At 65.4% G+C, this 15,472-nt stretch carries 15 protein-coding genes and 2 pseudogenes; 4 read left to right on the plus strand and 13 right to left on the minus strand.

The window, feature by feature from the left end; all coding sequences use genetic code 11:
- The first annotated feature begins 15 nt into the window (after window positions 1–15).
- Both EP867_RS10985 and EP867_RS10990 read left to right on the plus strand, forming a co-directional pair.
- Window positions 16–621, plus strand: a complete 606-nt coding sequence (locus EP867_RS10985; protein WP_277749362.1) for a class I SAM-dependent methyltransferase — start codon at window positions 16–18, stop codon at window positions 619–621.
- A gap of 145 nt (window positions 622–766) precedes the next feature.
- A complete protein-coding gene (locus tag EP867_RS10990; RefSeq protein ID WP_128489119.1) occupies window positions 767–1,267 on the plus strand; it encodes an MgtC/SapB family protein in 501 nt (166 codons plus the stop codon).
- A gap of 125 nt (window positions 1,268–1,392) precedes the next feature.
- Here EP867_RS10990 and EP867_RS10995 read toward each other — a convergent pair whose 3' ends face one another.
- The 8 genes from EP867_RS10995 to EP867_RS11030 form a co-directional block, all read right to left on the minus strand.
- Window positions 1,393–2,697, minus strand: a complete 1,305-nt coding sequence (locus EP867_RS10995) for an LLM class flavin-dependent oxidoreductase (RefSeq protein ID WP_128489121.1) — start codon at window positions 2,695–2,697, stop codon at window positions 1,393–1,395.
- Window positions 2,698–2,700: 3 nt separating this feature from the next.
- On the minus strand, window positions 2,701–4,020 hold the full coding sequence (locus EP867_RS11000) for an MmgE/PrpD family protein (RefSeq protein WP_128489123.1): 1,320 nt from the start codon (window positions 4,018–4,020) through the stop codon (window positions 2,701–2,703).
- Window positions 4,020–5,522, minus strand: a complete 1,503-nt coding sequence (locus tag EP867_RS11005; protein WP_128489125.1) for a tripartite tricarboxylate transporter permease — start codon at window positions 5,520–5,522, stop codon at window positions 4,020–4,022. The genes EP867_RS11000 and EP867_RS11005 overlap by 1 nt, the downstream gene beginning before the upstream one ends.
- Window positions 5,523–5,532: 10 nt before the next feature.
- Window positions 5,533–5,973, minus strand: a complete 441-nt coding sequence (locus EP867_RS11010; RefSeq protein WP_241656893.1) for a tripartite tricarboxylate transporter TctB family protein — start codon at window positions 5,971–5,973, stop codon at window positions 5,533–5,535.
- On the minus strand, window positions 5,973–6,974 hold the full coding sequence (locus tag EP867_RS11015) for a Bug family tripartite tricarboxylate transporter substrate binding protein (protein WP_128489129.1): 1,002 nt from the start codon (window positions 6,972–6,974) through the stop codon (window positions 5,973–5,975). Before EP867_RS11015 ends, EP867_RS11010 begins: the two co-directional genes overlap by 1 nt.
- 351 nt (window positions 6,975–7,325) lie before the next feature.
- The gene (locus tag EP867_RS11020) at window positions 7,326–8,528 is read right to left on the minus strand and encodes a PqqD family peptide modification chaperone (RefSeq protein ID WP_128489131.1); all 1,203 of its coding nucleotides are present in this window, start codon (window positions 8,526–8,528) and stop codon (window positions 7,326–7,328) included.
- The gene (locus EP867_RS11025; RefSeq protein ID WP_128489133.1) at window positions 8,525–8,797 is read right to left on the minus strand and encodes a hypothetical protein; all 273 of its coding nucleotides are present in this window, start codon (window positions 8,795–8,797) and stop codon (window positions 8,525–8,527) included. Before EP867_RS11025 ends, EP867_RS11020 begins: the two co-directional genes overlap by 4 nt.
- 106 nt (window positions 8,798–8,903) lie before the next feature.
- Window positions 8,904–10,124 carry a S8 family serine peptidase gene (locus EP867_RS11030; RefSeq protein WP_128489136.1) on the minus strand — a complete coding sequence of 407 codons (1,221 nt, stop codon included), beginning with the start codon at window positions 10,122–10,124 and terminating at the stop codon, window positions 8,904–8,906.
- A gap of 141 nt (window positions 10,125–10,265) precedes the next feature.
- Here EP867_RS11030 and EP867_RS11035 point away from each other — a divergent pair, with 141 nt between their 5' ends.
- The gene (locus EP867_RS11035) at window positions 10,266–10,796 is read left to right on the plus strand and encodes a sigma-70 family RNA polymerase sigma factor (protein WP_128489158.1); all 531 of its coding nucleotides are present in this window, start codon (window positions 10,266–10,268) and stop codon (window positions 10,794–10,796) included.
- Entirely contained in the window at window positions 10,786–11,454 is a 669-nt protein-coding gene (locus EP867_RS11040) for an anti-sigma factor family protein (protein WP_128489138.1), read from the plus strand. The genes EP867_RS11035 and EP867_RS11040 overlap by 11 nt, the downstream gene beginning before the upstream one ends.
- Before the next feature lie 25 nt (window positions 11,455–11,479).
- On the opposite strand, the pseudogene EP867_RS11045 reads toward EP867_RS11040, so the two are convergent.
- The 5 genes and pseudogenes from EP867_RS11045 to EP867_RS11065 form a co-directional block, all read right to left on the minus strand.
- Window positions 11,480–11,885: pseudogene (locus EP867_RS11045) on the minus strand (hypothetical protein).
- Window positions 11,885–13,216: a phosphonate ABC transporter, permease protein PhnE gene (gene phnE, locus EP867_RS11050; protein WP_128489140.1), complete on the minus strand. Its 1,332-nt coding sequence runs from the start codon at window positions 13,214–13,216 to the stop codon at window positions 11,885–11,887. Before phnE (EP867_RS11050) ends, EP867_RS11045 begins: the two are co-directional and overlap by 1 nt.
- A 3-nt stretch (window positions 13,217–13,219) precedes the next feature.
- Window positions 13,220–14,083, minus strand: a complete 864-nt coding sequence (phnE, locus tag EP867_RS11055; protein ID WP_128489142.1) for a phosphonate ABC transporter, permease protein PhnE — start codon at window positions 14,081–14,083, stop codon at window positions 13,220–13,222.
- A 59-nt stretch (window positions 14,084–14,142) separates the two neighbouring features.
- Window positions 14,143–15,045, minus strand: coding sequence for a phosphonate ABC transporter substrate-binding protein (gene phnD, locus EP867_RS11060; protein WP_128489145.1), 903 nt, complete (start codon window positions 15,043–15,045; stop codon window positions 14,143–14,145).
- Window positions 15,046–15,077: 32 nt separating this feature from the next.
- Window positions 15,078–15,472, minus strand: a pseudogene (locus tag EP867_RS11065) (phosphonate ABC transporter ATP-binding protein); the annotation flags it as partial.

The raw sequence follows: 15,472 nt of genomic DNA on the forward strand, positions 1-15,472 counted from the left end.
AGGGCCATAGCCAGCCTGCGCGTTGATTACCTTAGCGGAGCGATTGCTCATCGCCTGAAATATGGCGGCGGGCGCCTTCAGGCGCTCGGGCGCGCCCTCGGGATGAAGGGAAAGCAGGAGTTCCATGTCGTGGATGCCACGGCCGGTCTTGGCCGTGACGCCTTCATCATGGCCTCGCTCGGCGCTCAGGTGACGCTGATTGAGCGTTCCGAGACGATGCAGAACCTTCTGCAGGAGGGGCTGGAGCAATGCCGGCAGGCGGGCGGTGAATATGCCGAGATCGCCGGGCGGATGACGCTTTTATGCGGCGATGCCAAAGACCTTCTGCCGCAGCTGGCGCCGGAGGTGATCTATGTGGATCCGATGCATCCTCCCCGCAAAAGCTCGGCGCTGGTCAAACTTCCGCTTCGGCAGGTGCGTGACATCGTCGGTGCGGATGAAGATTCCGCCGAACTGATGCAGGTGGCTCTGGCCAGCGCGCGCAGGCGCACCGTGCTGAAGTGGCCGCTGAAAGGCAAGCCGCTGGAGGGGATCCGAAAGCCCTCGCATCAGATCCTTGGCAAATCCACCCGTTATGATGTGTTCCTCTCGCCGGTTCAGACCGCTGCCGAAAAGCCGTGAGGCGTGAGCTGACTGATCTGTGACCAGGCCTGCCGGGCGGGCCGCACACCTGGGCCCCTGAGCGGAGATCCACTCACGACGGATCCGGGCGGAAGCCTGACGCCCGCAGAGACGTTGACCGTCACCTTACAGGAGGGTGGCGCCGATGTATGAATGGGTCTCCCAGATCGAGTGGCCGGATATGCTGCGCCAGACGATCACGCTTCTTGTGGCCTATCTCCTGGCGCTGCCCATCGGCTGGAACCGGGAACGCGAAGAACGCAGCGCAGGTCTGCGGACCTTCCCGCTCGTCGCCGTCTCCTGTTGCGGGTTCGTCCAGGCCGCAGAGGGGCGTCTGGGCGAGGATCTTGGCGCGATGGGGGCGGTGGTCGAAGGTCTGATTACCGGCATCGGCTTCATCGGAGGCGGCGCAATTCTGAAACTTCAGAACTCCGTCACGGGCACAGCCACCGCAGCCAGTCTCTGGGGGACGGGCGCGATCGGGGCGGCTGTGGGGCTCGGGGCCTATGAGGTTGCGATTGTCATCGCACTTCTGACCACGGCGACCCTGGCGGTCCTGCCGCGTTTCAAACCCGAAGGGGCAGAGGGCCCGCAGCCGGAGACAGGTCCCGGCCCTGAAGAGGGCGCGGCATCCGACGATCGGTGAGGGTTTCTTTCTGGCCATTTCGCCATGGGCCGGGAATGGCGGGGAAGGAAGAAAGCCCTTTCTTCCCGCTGCAGACTGACCGGCCTCACGGGCATTGAAGCCTGTGAGGCCGGGGGCAGGTCTTTTCAAGTGGCGCGCGGATGGCGGGGGCGTTTCAGGCCCAGATGCTCGCGCAGGGTCCGGCCCTGGTAGTCTTCGCGGAACAGACCGCGGCTTTGCAGGATCGGCACGACTTTCGTGGCAAAATCTTCGAGGGGTTTGGGAAACCAGGCGGGCATAATGTTGAAGCCATCCGCCGCCCCGGCCTCAAACCAGGCCCCGATCTCATCGGCCACCTCTTCGGCGGTGCCCACCAGCATCAGATGACCACGCGCGGCACCCACCATATTCAACAGCTGACGGATCGTCAGATTGCGGCTGCGCGCCAGACGGATCAGCAGCTCTGAGCGCGAGCGGATCTCTTCGGACACCGGAATATCGGGGAGCGGGCCGTCGATGTCATAGCCCGAAACATCGGTGCCCAGACGCTCATTGAGCAAAGGATAGGCCTCTGCGGGATCGGTGCGGCTTTGAAGCTGCTCCAGAAGGGCCTCTGCCTCCGCCCGGGTGTCGCCGATCAGCACGAAAGCGCCGGGCATGATGGCCAGCTCATCGGGGTTGCGGCCGTATTTCGCCATGCGGGCCTTCAGCCCGTCATAAAAGGCTTTTGCCCCCTCCAGCGTTGCCTGAGCGGTGAAGACCACATCGGCACTGCGCGCCGCCAGTTCCTGCCCCGGATCGGACGATCCGGCCTGAATGATCACCGGATGCCCCTGGGGCGGGCGGGTGACATTCAGCGGGCCTTTGACCTCAAAATAGCGGCCCTTGTGGTCGAGGACATGCATTTTAGCGGGGTCGATATAGCGGCCCTCTTCGGCGTCCTGCACATAGGCATCATCCTCCCAGCTGTCCCATAGCGCGCGCACCACCGAGACATATTCATCAGCGATCTCATAACGGGCGTCGTGATCGGGATGGGCTTTGCCGAAATTGGCGGCAGAACGCGCGTAAGAGGTCGTCACCACGTTCCAGCCCGCGCGACCGCCGCTGAGGTGATCGAGCGAGGCGAAGACCCGGGCCGTGTGAAACGGCTCGCCATAGGTGGTGGAGGCGGTGGCCGCGAGACCGATGTGGCGCGTTCCCATGGCCAGGGCCGAAAGCAGAGTCAGCGGCTCCAGCCGGGCCACCATCGACGGATGCGCCGTGGGCGATGTGGTCAGACCATCGGCCAGGAAGACCATGTCGAACTTCGCCTCTTCGGCGATGCGGGTGACATTTTGCAGATGCGGCAGGTTTTCAGAGCCATAGGTCGCCCCCGGCATCTGCCAGCCCGCGACGTGATGCCCCGCCCCCTGCAGAAAGAGGCCGAGATGAAGCTGTTTTCGGGTCATGGCTTAAAGCTCCGCAGAGGCAAGAAGAGAGAGTAAACGGTCGAAATCCGCCACGCTCTGCATGGAGCGGATCTGCGCCAGCAGGGTGTGGTTCTGCCCGGTGGCATCAAGAAATTTCTCTGACGGATCAGACAGGCCCCTCACCGCCGTCTCGCGGCGCTTGAGGCACCGGCCGTCGGTCAGGGTAAGAGCGACTTCCGCAAAGCGGGTTTTCGGATCATTCGACTGGCGCGGGGCGGTCTGATCCCATCTCCGCCTCACCCGGGCTGCGAGAGCGAGCGCCGCAGCGGAGACGGGGGTTTCATCAAAAGCCGCCACGCTCAGCCGGCGATCAAGCAGCGCGCGCGCCAGCACATATTCCACACTGAAGCGGCCTTCGACCCCGGTTTCGGGCGCAGGCCCCGTTATCAGCGCCGCATCCCCGCCGGGCGGGAAGGTCACGGTGACGGCGGCCACCTCATCTGCGGCGGGGTCGTGCTGCGCGATCAGATGCAGCATGGCCTGGGCCGCGCAATGAGTGGCGGTGCAGCAGGCAAATTCCTTGAAAATCAGCCCCGGCGCCTCGATCTGCCATGGCGCGCCCCAGCCGGGCAGCAGCTTTTCGGGGGCGGCGCTGTCAAAGCCCATCAGGGCGATGAAGCCCGTCGGCCCGTCCAGAAGGCTCTCCGAGCCGGAGAGACCCGCCTCAACCATGACCACCGCCTCAAGCCCGGCCCGCGCGGCCATCGCGGCGTGAAAGGGTTTCACTTCTGTGCCGAACTGACCGCGCAGCCCCGCGCCCTGGGTGGCCCCGAGGCTCAGGGCTTTTGCGATGTCCTGCGGGGGCAATCCGCGCAGCCAGGCCACAGCGGCAGCGGCCGCCCCTGACCCGACCGTCGAGGTGGCGTGAAAGCCGCGCTCATAATGCGAGGGGCCAAGGCTCAGGCCCAGACGGCCCGCCACCTCAAGACCCACCACAAAGGCCTCCAGAACGCGCGCGGCGCTCTCGCCGCGCCTTGCGGCCAGCAGGGCGGGAAAAAGCACCGTTCCCGGGTGGCCGCGCATGGAGGCATGGACATCGTCATAATCGAGCGCATGGCCGCTATAGGCATTGAGCAGCGCAGCCGTGGTCGGATCAACCCGCGCGGCGCTTCCGATCACCAGGGTCTGGCCCTTGCCCGCGCCGGGCAGAAAGGCCGCTTTGAAGCGCTGAAAATCGCTGCCACGGCTGCCCGCGATGGCACAGGCCAGGTAATCCGTGAGCGCCAGCCGCGCGGCGGCGAGGGCCCCGGCCCCCGGGCGGGAGGCGGCGATATGTTCGGCAAGCTGAAGGGTCAGGGACATCAGATCTGCTCCGATCGGGCAGGGGGGGATCTGCGGGACCGGATCCCGGCGCGCAGGGCGAAGATCACGCAAAGCACGGTCAGACCGGCGAGAGCGAGGGTGATGGGGCGGTGAAGAAAGATCGTATAATCCCCCTGTGCCAGCAGCGCCGAGCGGCGGAAATTGGCTTCCAGCATCTCTCCCAGCACATAGGCCAGCACCAGCGGGCCAAGCGGAATGCCGATCTTTTGCAAAAGCCAGCCCAGCACCCCGAAGGCCATGGTGATATAGACCGGGTAGATGTCATTGGTGGTCGAATAGGCCCCCATGCAGCAGGTCACAACGATCAGTGCGGCCAGCAGCGGCTGTGGAATATCCGTGACCTTTGCCCAGAACCGCACCCCCAGAAGCCCGGTCAGCACCATCACCGGCAGCCCGACCAGAAGCGCCGCAAAGATCGAATAGGGGATCTCGGGATGCGAGGAGAAGAGCATGGGTCCGGGCTGGATGCCCTGGATCATCAGCGCCCCCGCCAGCATGGCAGCGGTGGAAGAGCCGGGGATGCCGAGCGCGAGCAGCGGGGCGAGAGCGCCCGGCACGGCAGAGTTATTCGCAGCCTCTGCGGCGGCCACGCCATGGGGGTTGCCTTTGCCGAAGCTGTCGGGGTCATCTGAGCGGCGCCTTGTCTCATTATAGGCGACAAGCGAGGCAATGACCGCGCCTGCGCCGGGGATGACCCCAATGAAAAAGCCAAGGACCGAACTGCGGGTCATGGTGCCCCACATGCCTTTGTACATCGACAGCGGAAAGGCCATCAGCGAGCCGATCTTTCCGGCCCGGCCCGATGTCACCACAGCGCGTTCCGCCATCATCAGCGCCTCAGACAGCGCATAGATCCCGGTCAGCGCCGCCACCAGGGGGATGCCGTCGTAAAACATCGGCGCAGGCGTGAAGCGCGGCTGGCCCGAGATGCCGTCGATGCCGATCACCCCCGCCAGAAGGCCAAGCGCCACGGCAATCACCCCGCGCGGCGCAGAGGCTCCGCCAAGACCCGCCGCAAGCGTCAGACCCAGGACCGAGAGCATGAAATATTCGCTGGGTCCGAACTGAATGGCAAATTCGGCCAGCGGAATGGCGGTCATGATCAGCAGAAGGGCTGAGATGAGCGCGCCCACGCCGCTGGCGATGATCGAGATATGCAGCGCTTTGGCCGCCTCGCCGCGCCGCGCCATGGGATAGCCGTCCCAGGCCGTGGCCACGGCCGCCGCCTCGCCGGGCGTATTGAGCAAAATGGCCGAGATTGCCCCGCCATATTCGGCAGCCACATAAAGCGAGATCAGCCCGATGATGGCGACCTGCGGGTCCATGCCATAGGTAAAGGGGATCAGCAGCGCGATGGTCAGCAGCGGCCCCACCCCCGGCATGGCCCCGATGCCGTAACCGATGATGGTGCCAAAGACGATGGCCGCAAGGACCTGCCAGTGGAAAACCGCCTCGAGGCCCGTCAGCAAATGTTCGAACATCTCAGTTCCTTCAGAAGGGCACGTTCAGCAGCAGCCCGAACATCACCTGGATCGCCAGTGTCACCGCAGCCGCGCCGCCAAAGATCACCGGCAGGCGCCGCTCGCCGAGCAGAGCCTGAAAAAGGGCCACAAAGGCGGCGATGACCGGCAGGATCGGCGCCTGCCCGAGCGCCGCGACAAAGGCGATCATCGCCAGCAGCGCCGCAAGGACCCGCAGGGGCTGTGAGACCTCAAAGGCAATGCTCTGATCACGCCAGCCGCTGAGAAGCACCAGCGCGGCAAGCCCTAGCGCCAGAGCGGCAAGGCCGGGGAAAGCCCCGGACCCGACCGCATCTGCGCCGGAGAGCGCCTGCAGGCGCAGGCTTTCGCGGATCGCCCCGGCGCTCACGACCAGAAACAGCAGCGCTGCCCCCCGGCGCGTCGCAGCCGCGCTCAGATGAACTTTCCCCATCACACCAGGCTGAGCCGCTTGAGCCAGGTCAGCGTCACATCGCTCTGGCGCAGGACGAAGGCGTGATACTCTTCCGGTCCCATGTAACCCGCGCTCAGGTTCGAGGCGGTCATATATTTCGCCCAGGGCTCAGAGGTTTCGGTCGCGGTCCGGATCGAGGAGGCGATCGCCTCTTTCAGCTCGGGCGCAAGCCCTTTGGGGGCGATCACGCCGCGCATCTGCTGCCAGGCCGGATCGGCATCAATGCCCTGCTCGCGATAGGTTGCCACCTCGGGGAATGAGGCGAGCCGCTCGCTGCCCTGATAGCCCAGCAGACGGATACGGCCGCTTTCGGCGAATTGCACGATGGTCTGCGGGTTGTTCGAGGTCGCATCCAGCGAGCCGCCCAGCAGCGCGGTCAGATGCTCAATCCCGCCGGGGAAGGGGATCCAGTTGAACTGAAAGCCCGCAGCATCTGCGAGAATATTGGTGTGGATGTTATGGGCCGACCCCGGCGCCCCCTGTCCGCCGATGTTCAGAAGCGGTTGCGCGGTTTTGGCATGGGCCACCAGGTCTGCGAGGGTGTTGAAGGGGCTGTCTGCACGCACAACGGTGAAGAAGCCCTCGGTCTGGACCCGGGCGATCCAGTCAAAATCTTCGATCCCGAAGGTGCCCTTGCCCGCCGTGTGCAGGATCGACAGATGCGAGACGGTGTTGATCGCAAGCGTCTGTCCATCCGCCTTTGCCCCGCGCAGCGCGGCCATCTGCACCATGCCATTGCCGCCGGTGCGGTTCTCGACCACCACCGTCTGCGAAATCACCGGCTCAAGGGCTGCAGCCAGTTCACGGCTGTAGATATCGGCAGCCGAGCCGGGGGCGGTGTGGCAGATCAGCGTGACAGGCTTCTTCGCCCAGGTATCCGCCGCAAAGCCGCGTGAGGCGATCAGCGAAGGGGCGGCCAGAAGCGGCAGGGTTGCGACCGCCGAACGCAGCAGACCACGGCGGGTAAGGCTTTGAGACATTGCGGAAATCCGGTATCAGAGAAAAACTTTCCCGGACAATTGCGCGCAACTGCAGCGCTCTTCAACGAAAGCCCGAGCCGGTTTTGAAGTTTGGAACACAGCCATTCTGCGCCAGTTCCCCGGCAGAAATTCTCTGCTGTCGGGGCCTGTCCAGGGGGAAATCTGTTTTTCGCAGACCCGGGCGGCTTCGGCGAATCACCCCGGTTCTCTGACAAGTTCGTGAGGCGCAGCGCCTGCGCCCGGGGGTCTGAAGACAGCCGCCGCCCCCGCCCTCAGGATCGACCGCAAACCGCGAAGGAACCGCGGTTCAGCTCACCCCGGCTCTGTCCGGCCTGAGGCAGACGGGGGATATCAGCGCACCACCACCAGCCCCTCCTGATGAAACTGCGCGAGGCAGCGGCCGAGATCCTCACGGATGCGCGCCGGGGCCGTGTCGGGAAAGAGTTCTGCCATCACTTCGGCCAGATCATCGACCGATCCGGGCATCTCCAGCATCTGCCACAGCGCATGGGCCATGGGGTTCAGTTCCCAGAGAAAGCCGTCCTCCTCCTGCCAGAGCCAGACCATCTGCCCGCTGGCGCGCAGCCGCACCGCCGGGTTGCGTGCAAAGATCTGACCCGATGCGGGCCGCGGCAGATCGGGGGCGGCAGCCTGAGGCGACAGGGGCAGGAGGGCTTCGGGCAGATCCTGCGGCAGGCCCTGCGCCTGCCAGGCCCGCAGCAAAGCGATGCCCTCGTCCGGGTCCGAACAGATCAGGCGCGCCCGGGGAAGCCGCATCGTCAGCGCGGTAAGCCGGTCCAGGGCCTGAGAGGCGGTCTCAAACCGCGTGAGCGTCTGGCGCAGCAGAAGGGGCAAAGCCGCCTCAGGCGGCAGAGCCCGGAGGCTCGGCGGATGATCCCCGCGCCTCTCAAACGACAGGATCGCGGCGATCGGTGATTTTGCGCCACAGGGCTGCGCTGAGGGCAGCCGGACATAGGCGTAGCGGTCATCCTGGAGGACGGCCCCCCCACCGAGCAGCCTGCGAAGTGTCGGATCCGGCGGCAGGGGCAGACGCAGCCGGGGGGCAATGCCAAAGGACATGGCCTGATCGTCAGGGGTGATGGCGAGAACATCGTCGCAGATGAACTCCGCCCCCGGCTCTGCAGCGAGGCGGGTGGCAAAGCTGGTTTTGCCCGCCCGGGCCGGACCGGTCAGCACAAAGGCCTGACCCCCGAGGGCGACTGCGGCCGCATGAAGGCCAAGGAGGTCCTCCCCGCTCTCCAGCCGCGCCAGCGACAGATCGGCGATCAGCGCGCAGACAGCGGAGGCAAGGGGCAAAGCGCCGGTCGGACGATCGCTATAGCGCGAGGTGATCTTCCAACGCCCGCAGGAAGCCTCGCGGGCAATAGCCAGCGCCTCATCGGGCCTGCTCCGGACCGGCTGCAGTGACCAGCCGTCCAGGCAGCGCAACAGCGCCTCTTTCAGCGCGGGATCATCGGGAAGAAGCAGCGGCGCGGCCCGGCGGTCAAACGACCAGCCCTGCAGCGCCGCGCCCCGGAGGCCGGCCCGTCTCACCCCCGGCTGACCTGACCGCGCGACGGGCCGCTGTTTGCGCCCCGCGAACCGCCCCGTGAGTTGCCGCGCGAGGTCCCACGTGATCCGCCGCGCGACTGCCCCGCCGAATTTCCATCCGAGGCGCCACGGGAAGTCGCCGCAGAGGCGCCGCTCGCGCGGGCAACGTCAAAGCCCGCCATCGCCGGGGCCGCCCAGGCCAGGGAGGCGCCGAGAGCCATTTTCGCCAGCAGGCGGCGACGGGAGAGGGTGTCGATCTGCGTTTTACCCATGACAGGATCCTTTCTGAACCACGACGCCGGATGCGGCGACAGAAGAAGAACGGGACAGCGCAGGGCTTTATTCCACCCCTCAGAATTTTTTATCGACTGCGGATATTCACCCGCCGCACTGATCTTCCAGAGACACAAGACCCGCGCCGAAAATATCATCCCGTCCGGGCACCCCCAGATCCGTGGTGCAACTCTCGAGGGCCCGGAGATGCGCCTCCAGACTGAGGTCGGGGTTCTCCGCGAGGCGCAGCGCCAGGGCGGCCGTGACGAAGGGCGCGGCATAAGAGGTGCCCGACTGCAGCCGCCCTCCCGAGATTGAGGCGGCCGTCCAAAGCCGCACACCCGGCGCGGCAAAGCGGATATAGGGACCCCGGTTGGCCTGGCGCCAGGCCCGTCCCTCTGCGTCCACCCCCGTCACCGCGATGACCTCAGGCCAGGCGGCGGGATAGGCCGGGGGCGCGCCCGCTCCGCCATTTCCGGCAGCGGCGACCAGCGCAATCCCGCGCGCCGCCGCCTCCTGCAGGGCCAGATGCAGAACCGGGTTCTCCTCTCCCTCAAACGACAGATTGATGACCGCAACCCCGGCCCCGATCAGATGCCCGACGGCCTCGGTCAGGGTAAAGGCGTCTGCCGCTTCGCCTGTGCTGGATTTATGGAAGGCCTCAACCGCCACCAGTTCGGCATCCGGCAGAAGCCCCGGTGTGCGGCTGAGGCTTTGCCCCACCAGAAGGGCTGCAACGGCGGTCCCGTGGCGGCGACCCGCCTGGCTTCTTTCGCCCAGATCCGCCTGAAAAACGCGGATGTTCGCGCCCTTCAGTGCCTCATGCCCGAGGTTGATCCCGGTATCGATCATGCCGATCCGGCGCGCAGTCACCCTGCGGGAAAGGGGCCAGGAAATGGCCTGATGTGCAAGACAATCTCCGCCCTCGCAAAGAAACGCCCCGCTGCGATACAGCGCGTTGCGGCTGACGGTGGCGGCGGGAAATCGCCGCGCCAGATCGCTGAGCGCCTGATCGGTGCTCAGCCGGGCGGGGCTCAGCAGGCGGTAAAGCTGACCACCGGCAAAGGCGCGGCTTTGCAGCACCACATATCCCGCCGCTTCCAAAGCACCTTCCTGCAAAGCCGGTCCAAGAACCAGAAGTTCAGGCCGCGCAGCCCGGGGAGGGGCCGGGCGCGACGGCGCTGACGCCCGCGACACGGCACTGACCGAACCGCCCGAGGCACGCGCCGTGTCATAGCCACAAAGCGCCGGGGCGATCCAGGCGCCCCCGGTCACACCCAGACCGATCAGCAGCGCCCGCCGCCTTGTAAACGCATCATCACGCATGAACTTCTCCTGTCGCAGGTCAGGATAACGGGCGGAGGGGCAGTTTTCATCCGCCCTGCGGTATATTATTTACGGCGCGGGGAATAAATCCGGCCGCTGTGCCGTTTTCTCTCTGACGGACGGCCAGGACCCTTTTTCGTGATGAACACCGAGCATGAGAAGATCCGCCAGGAGATGATCCTGCTTTTGCCGCGCCTGCGGGCCTTTGGCTGGTCTTTGACGCGGGATGCGGCAGCGGCGGATGATCTGGTGCAGCTGACCTGTGAAAAGGCACTGCGGGCCCTTTCGTCTTTTGAATATGGCACCAGGCTGGACGCCTGGATGTTCCGGATCATGCGCAACAGCTTTCTGGATGAGCGGCGCGGCCCGCGACACCTGGCGTTGGCGGCTGATATCTCTGAGCGCGAGATTGAGGATCTGAACGGAGCCGCGCGGATTGAAGACCGGCTTGAACTTCGGGCCGTCGGCCGGGCCATGGCGGCGCTGGATCCGGGGCAGCGGGAGGTTCTGATGCTGGTGGGGGTTGAAGGTCTGCGCTACCGCGAGGCAGCCGAGGCGCTCGGGCTGCCCATCGGCACCGTTATGAGCCGCCTTGCCCGCGCCCGCCGCGCCCTGGCCGCCATGCTCGGCCGAAGCGATGACACCACAAAGGAGGTCCGCCATGAGGGTTGAGGATGAGATGCTGATGGCCCTCGCCGACGGCGAGCTTGACGCAGAGACCTCTGCGCAGCTGCGCCGTCAGATTGCCGCGGATCCCGCGCTGCAGGCCGATTATGCACTCTTTGTGCAGACGGCGGCGGCTTTGCGGGCGGATCCGGGCCTCGGGCCGGTGCCCGAGCGGCTGATCCGGCAGATTGAGGACTGGCCGGGCAGCCGGGCTGCGCCGCAACCCGCTCCGCTGTGGCAGCGGGCCTGGCGTCCGGTGGCACTCGCCGCCTCGCTGGCGCTGGCTGTCTGGGCGGGCAGCTGGCTCGCTCCGGGCGCAGAGGGCGGGTTTACGCCCCTCGATTATGCGACGCTGCCCACAGGCGAAAGCCGCAGCCTTGCCGGGGGCGAAGTCCGCGCGCTGGCGAGTTATGACACTGAGGCCGGGGTGTGCCGTCATCTGCGACACCGCGATGCGCAGCAGACGCAGGATGTGCTTTTGTGCAAAGCGGAGGGTGGCTGGAGCACCCGCTTGTCGCTGAACACCCCTCTCACGGAGGGAGAGTTTGTGCCCGCCTCCTCGCTCGCCGCCGGGGTGTTTGACGCTGCCCTGAATGGGCTGGGCGCCGCAGATCCCCTCAGCCCGGAGGCAGAACGCGACCGGCTGGCGGGCGCGGGCGGATAAACGGACCGGAAGGCAGGCCGCCTCCTCAGCCGCCATATTTTTCAAGGAAGGCTTCGGCTTTCAGGCGGCGGACATCCGGCAGCGCCGCGCAGCCGCTCATGCGACCAGTCCCGCCAGGCCAGCGCCATGAGCCGCTCTGCCACAGCCTTGGGAAACCGCGCCCGGACGGGCTTCGCCGGGCAGCCCGCCACGATCATGAAGGGGCTGACGTCGCGGGTCACGACGGCCCCTGCTGCCACGATCGCAGCGATATTGACGAAGCGGCCGACTTCCGTATTGGCGATGTCACAAAGCCGCCCGCAGCAGGAATAATCCCCGACGCGGCTTTTGCTGAGCACCGTGTCGGCCCCCAGCTCGACAAAGGCGCCGGGATGGCCGGCCCGGAGCTGCACGCCCGGGTGCAGAGAGGGTTCGGTCTTGGAAAGTTTCATCACGCCCCCCGGATCAGTTTGCGGCGGATCAGACCCGAGAGGCTGTCCATCGCCATGACCATCAGCACAATCAACACCATATACCAGGCGACATCCTCCCAGTCGCGCTGCGTCTGGATCGCCTGAGTCATCAAAAGCCCGATCCCGCCGCCCACGATGGCGCCGATGACCGTGGCCGAGCGGGTATTGGATTCGAGGAAATAAAGGACCTGGCTGAGCAGCACCGGCATGACCTGGGGAAGGACCCCGAAGCGGGCCTGCTGCAGCCGCCCCGCCCCGGTCGAGCGCAGCCCCTCCACCTGTTTTTCGTCGATGTTCTCCAGCGCCTCAGAGAATAGCTTTCCGAAGGACCCGCTGTCGGTCAGCAGAATGGCCAGCGCTCCGGTCATCGGCCCGGGACCGAAGGCACGCGCAAGAACGATGGTCCAGATCAGCCCATCCACCCCGCGGATAAAGTCAAAGACCCGCCGCAGCCCGAAGCGCAAAGGGGTAAAGGGCATCATATTCCGCGCAGCCAGAAAGCTCAGCGGCAAAGCGACCAGGGCGGCCCCGAAGGTGCCTAAGAACGCCATGAGCAGGGTCTCAGAAATCGCCCAAAGGGTCGCCGAATGCCGCCACATCTGATTGTTGAGAAAATCGCGCCCGACCGCCAGCAGATTGGGCAGCGACGGGTCAACCCGCTCTCCCCAAAGCACCGCGCCGCCGATCTCAGCCCAGCTCATGGCGGGAAACGGGCTGTCGGGGGTGAAAAAGAACAAGGGCCAGCCCGGCTGATAGTAAAAAGTTTCCACCTTCGCGCGGGTATAGACAAAGCGTCCCGCTTCTGTGGTGACGGTGATGCGGGCATCGCCTGCGTTGATCCGGTCGGGCAGGGGCTGCGGTGCGGTCAGCTTCAGACGATTGCCTTCGGGGGCAATCGACACGAGGCCATAGCCGGGGATCTGATACTGCGCACCCCCCTCGTGATAGGTCACCAGATGGCCGTCCCCGAGATCAATCGTCGTGACCCCGCCGCTCTGGCGCAGCCAGTCGGGCCATTGCCCGGCGGGCAGACGGCCCTTCGCCTCCCCCTCGACCAGAACCGAGACCTCGCCGCTGCGGTTGTCGCGCAGAACATGGGTTTTATAGCTGACAAAATCCCCCGCCAGAACGGCGGCATTGTCGAGCCGCGCACGCCCCGCCAGACCACCAAGATCAAACGCGAAGGCCGCATAGCTCAGATAGGCGAGGATCAGCAGCGGCACCGCAAAGGCCAGGCGGCGTGCGCGGCGAAAGCGCCGCAGAACGCGGTCCTGCAAAGAAAGGGGTGGCGCGGTCACAGCAGGGCTCATGGCTTACCCTTTCACCAGACGAAGGCGCAGCCGGTCCGACAGCCGGTCGATCAGAACGATGCTGAGGAAAAGCAGCGCGAAGATGGCCACCACCAGATCGTAGCGCCCCTGACCCCACTGCATGGCGATCTTCAGGTCATAGCCGATGCCGCCTGCGCCCACGAAGCCCAGGATGGCACTGGCGCGCAGGTTGATCTCAAACCGCATGAGGGTATAGCTCAGCCAGTTCGGGGCCACCTGCGGCAGAACACCGAGCCAGATCCGCTGCACCCAGGAAGCGCCGACGGCGGTCAGCCCCTCGTGGGGTTTCAGATCGGCATTCTCGGCCACCTCTGCAAACAGCTTGCCCAAAGCGCCTGCGGTATGAAGGGCAATGGCCACCACCGCAGGCACCGGCCCGCCGCCGAGAATATAGATCAAAATCAGCGCGATCACGATCTCGGGAAAGGCGCGCGCCAGATCCGTCAGCCGCCGGAACAGCCCCGCAGCCTTTGGCCAGCGGGCAAGACCGCGCGTGGACAGCAGCGCCAGCAGCCCCCCCGCCAGCGCACCGATCAGCGTGGCCACTGCCGCGATGTTCAGCGTCTCAGCAAGCGAGGCCAGATGCGCCAGCGCAAGGCCGGGAAGCCGCGCGCGCTTCTCCCAGGCCTCGGCCAGGACTTCGCCGGGAAAGGCAAAGATCATCGGCAGCCCGTCCCAAAATCCCCCCGCATTGCGGCTTTGCGCCAGCTGAAAGCCCGAGGACATCAGCACGACAAAAAGCACGAGAAGGATGCCTCCGTACATCCGGCGGCGGCGCAGCAGCTCAGGCCAGGCGCTGGCCTGAGCTGCGGGCAGGGGTGGAGGCATCAGAGAGGTCCGGGACATGGGTGCGGGCATCCCCTTGAGGGCAATGAAAACCCGGTCCCCGTGACGGGGCCGGGAGATTAGTTCGCGGCTTCCTGCAGTTTGCGGGCCGCGATCACGCCGAGGTAGGTTTCATGGGTGACCGGGACGAAATCCTTTGCCTCACCGGCCGCCACGCCATAGGCGCATTTCGGATCTTTCTCCCAGAGATCGGCGGTCAGTCGGGTGACTTTGTCTTTGACCTCCTGCGGCAGCGCTTTGCGCAGCACCATGGGGCCTTCGGGGATCAGCTTTGAGCGCCAGATCTCGGTCAGATTGTTCATATCGATCAGGCCGGAATCGGCAGCCTTGCGGAAGGCGCCGGAGTTATAGCCGTCCTCCCAATTGCCCAGACCATCGGCCCAGGCGACACCGGCATCGAAGTCGCCATTCGAGACGCCGATGAGGCTCTGCTCATGCCCGCCTGAAAATTTCACCTCTGAGAAAAACTGATCGAGCGGCCCGAGCGCCTCCTGCAGCTCCGCCCCCGGCACCAGATAGCCGGAGGTCGAATTCGGCTCGGCAAAAGCAAAAACTTTGCCCTCGGCCTCTTCGATCCTGGTGATACCGCTGTCAGAGCGGGCAAAACCGATCGCGTAATAGCCGGTTGAGCCGTCGCTGTTCTGCTTGGTCAGCGCCACATCCACCGCGGTCTCATCGGTCAGATGGATCTTGGCATAGCCCGAGGCCCCCAGCCAGGCCATATCCAGCGTGCCGCCCAGCAGACCCTGGATCACGCCGTCATAATCCGCCGGGGTGAAAACCTTGACCAGAACGCCGACGGCGGCCTCAATGGCCGCGCGGTAGCATTCGTTGGAACTCATGCGGTCCTGGGCATTCTCGCCGCCCATGATCCCGATGTTAAAACCGCTGATCGCTTCCGGGAAAGCAGCGGTGCCGGTCAGAGCCAGCGCGGCAGAGACAGCCAGTGAAAGCATTTTCATAAGGATTTCCAATGGGATAAGAAGGAAAGGTCTCAGGCCAGCATCCGCTCGGCCCAGGCGTGATCGGGGGCAGGGTCGTCGGGCAGCGCGGTTGAGGTGGCCGCCTCATTGAAACCCGCATCCGCGCCATAGATGTCGCGGGCGACCTCGGCAGAAAGCTGTTCGGGCGTGCCGTCAAAGACGATGCGCCCGTCGCGCATCCCGATTACCCGGTCGCAATAGCGCCGCGCGGTATCAAGCGTGTGCAGATTGGCGATGACCATGCGGCCGTCTTCGACGTTGATCCGCTTCAGCGTGTCCATCACCAGCTGCGCATTCATCGGATCAAGCGAGGCGATGGGTTCATCGGCCAGGATGATCTTAGGGAACGTCTGAAAAACCTGCGCCTTTTGGCGTGATCTGATAGGATTTTCGGGACGCGACGAGG

This window comes from Falsigemmobacter intermedius, assembly GCF_004054105.1.
Lineage (GTDB): Bacteria > Pseudomonadota > Alphaproteobacteria > Rhodobacterales > Rhodobacteraceae > Wagnerdoeblera > Wagnerdoeblera intermedia.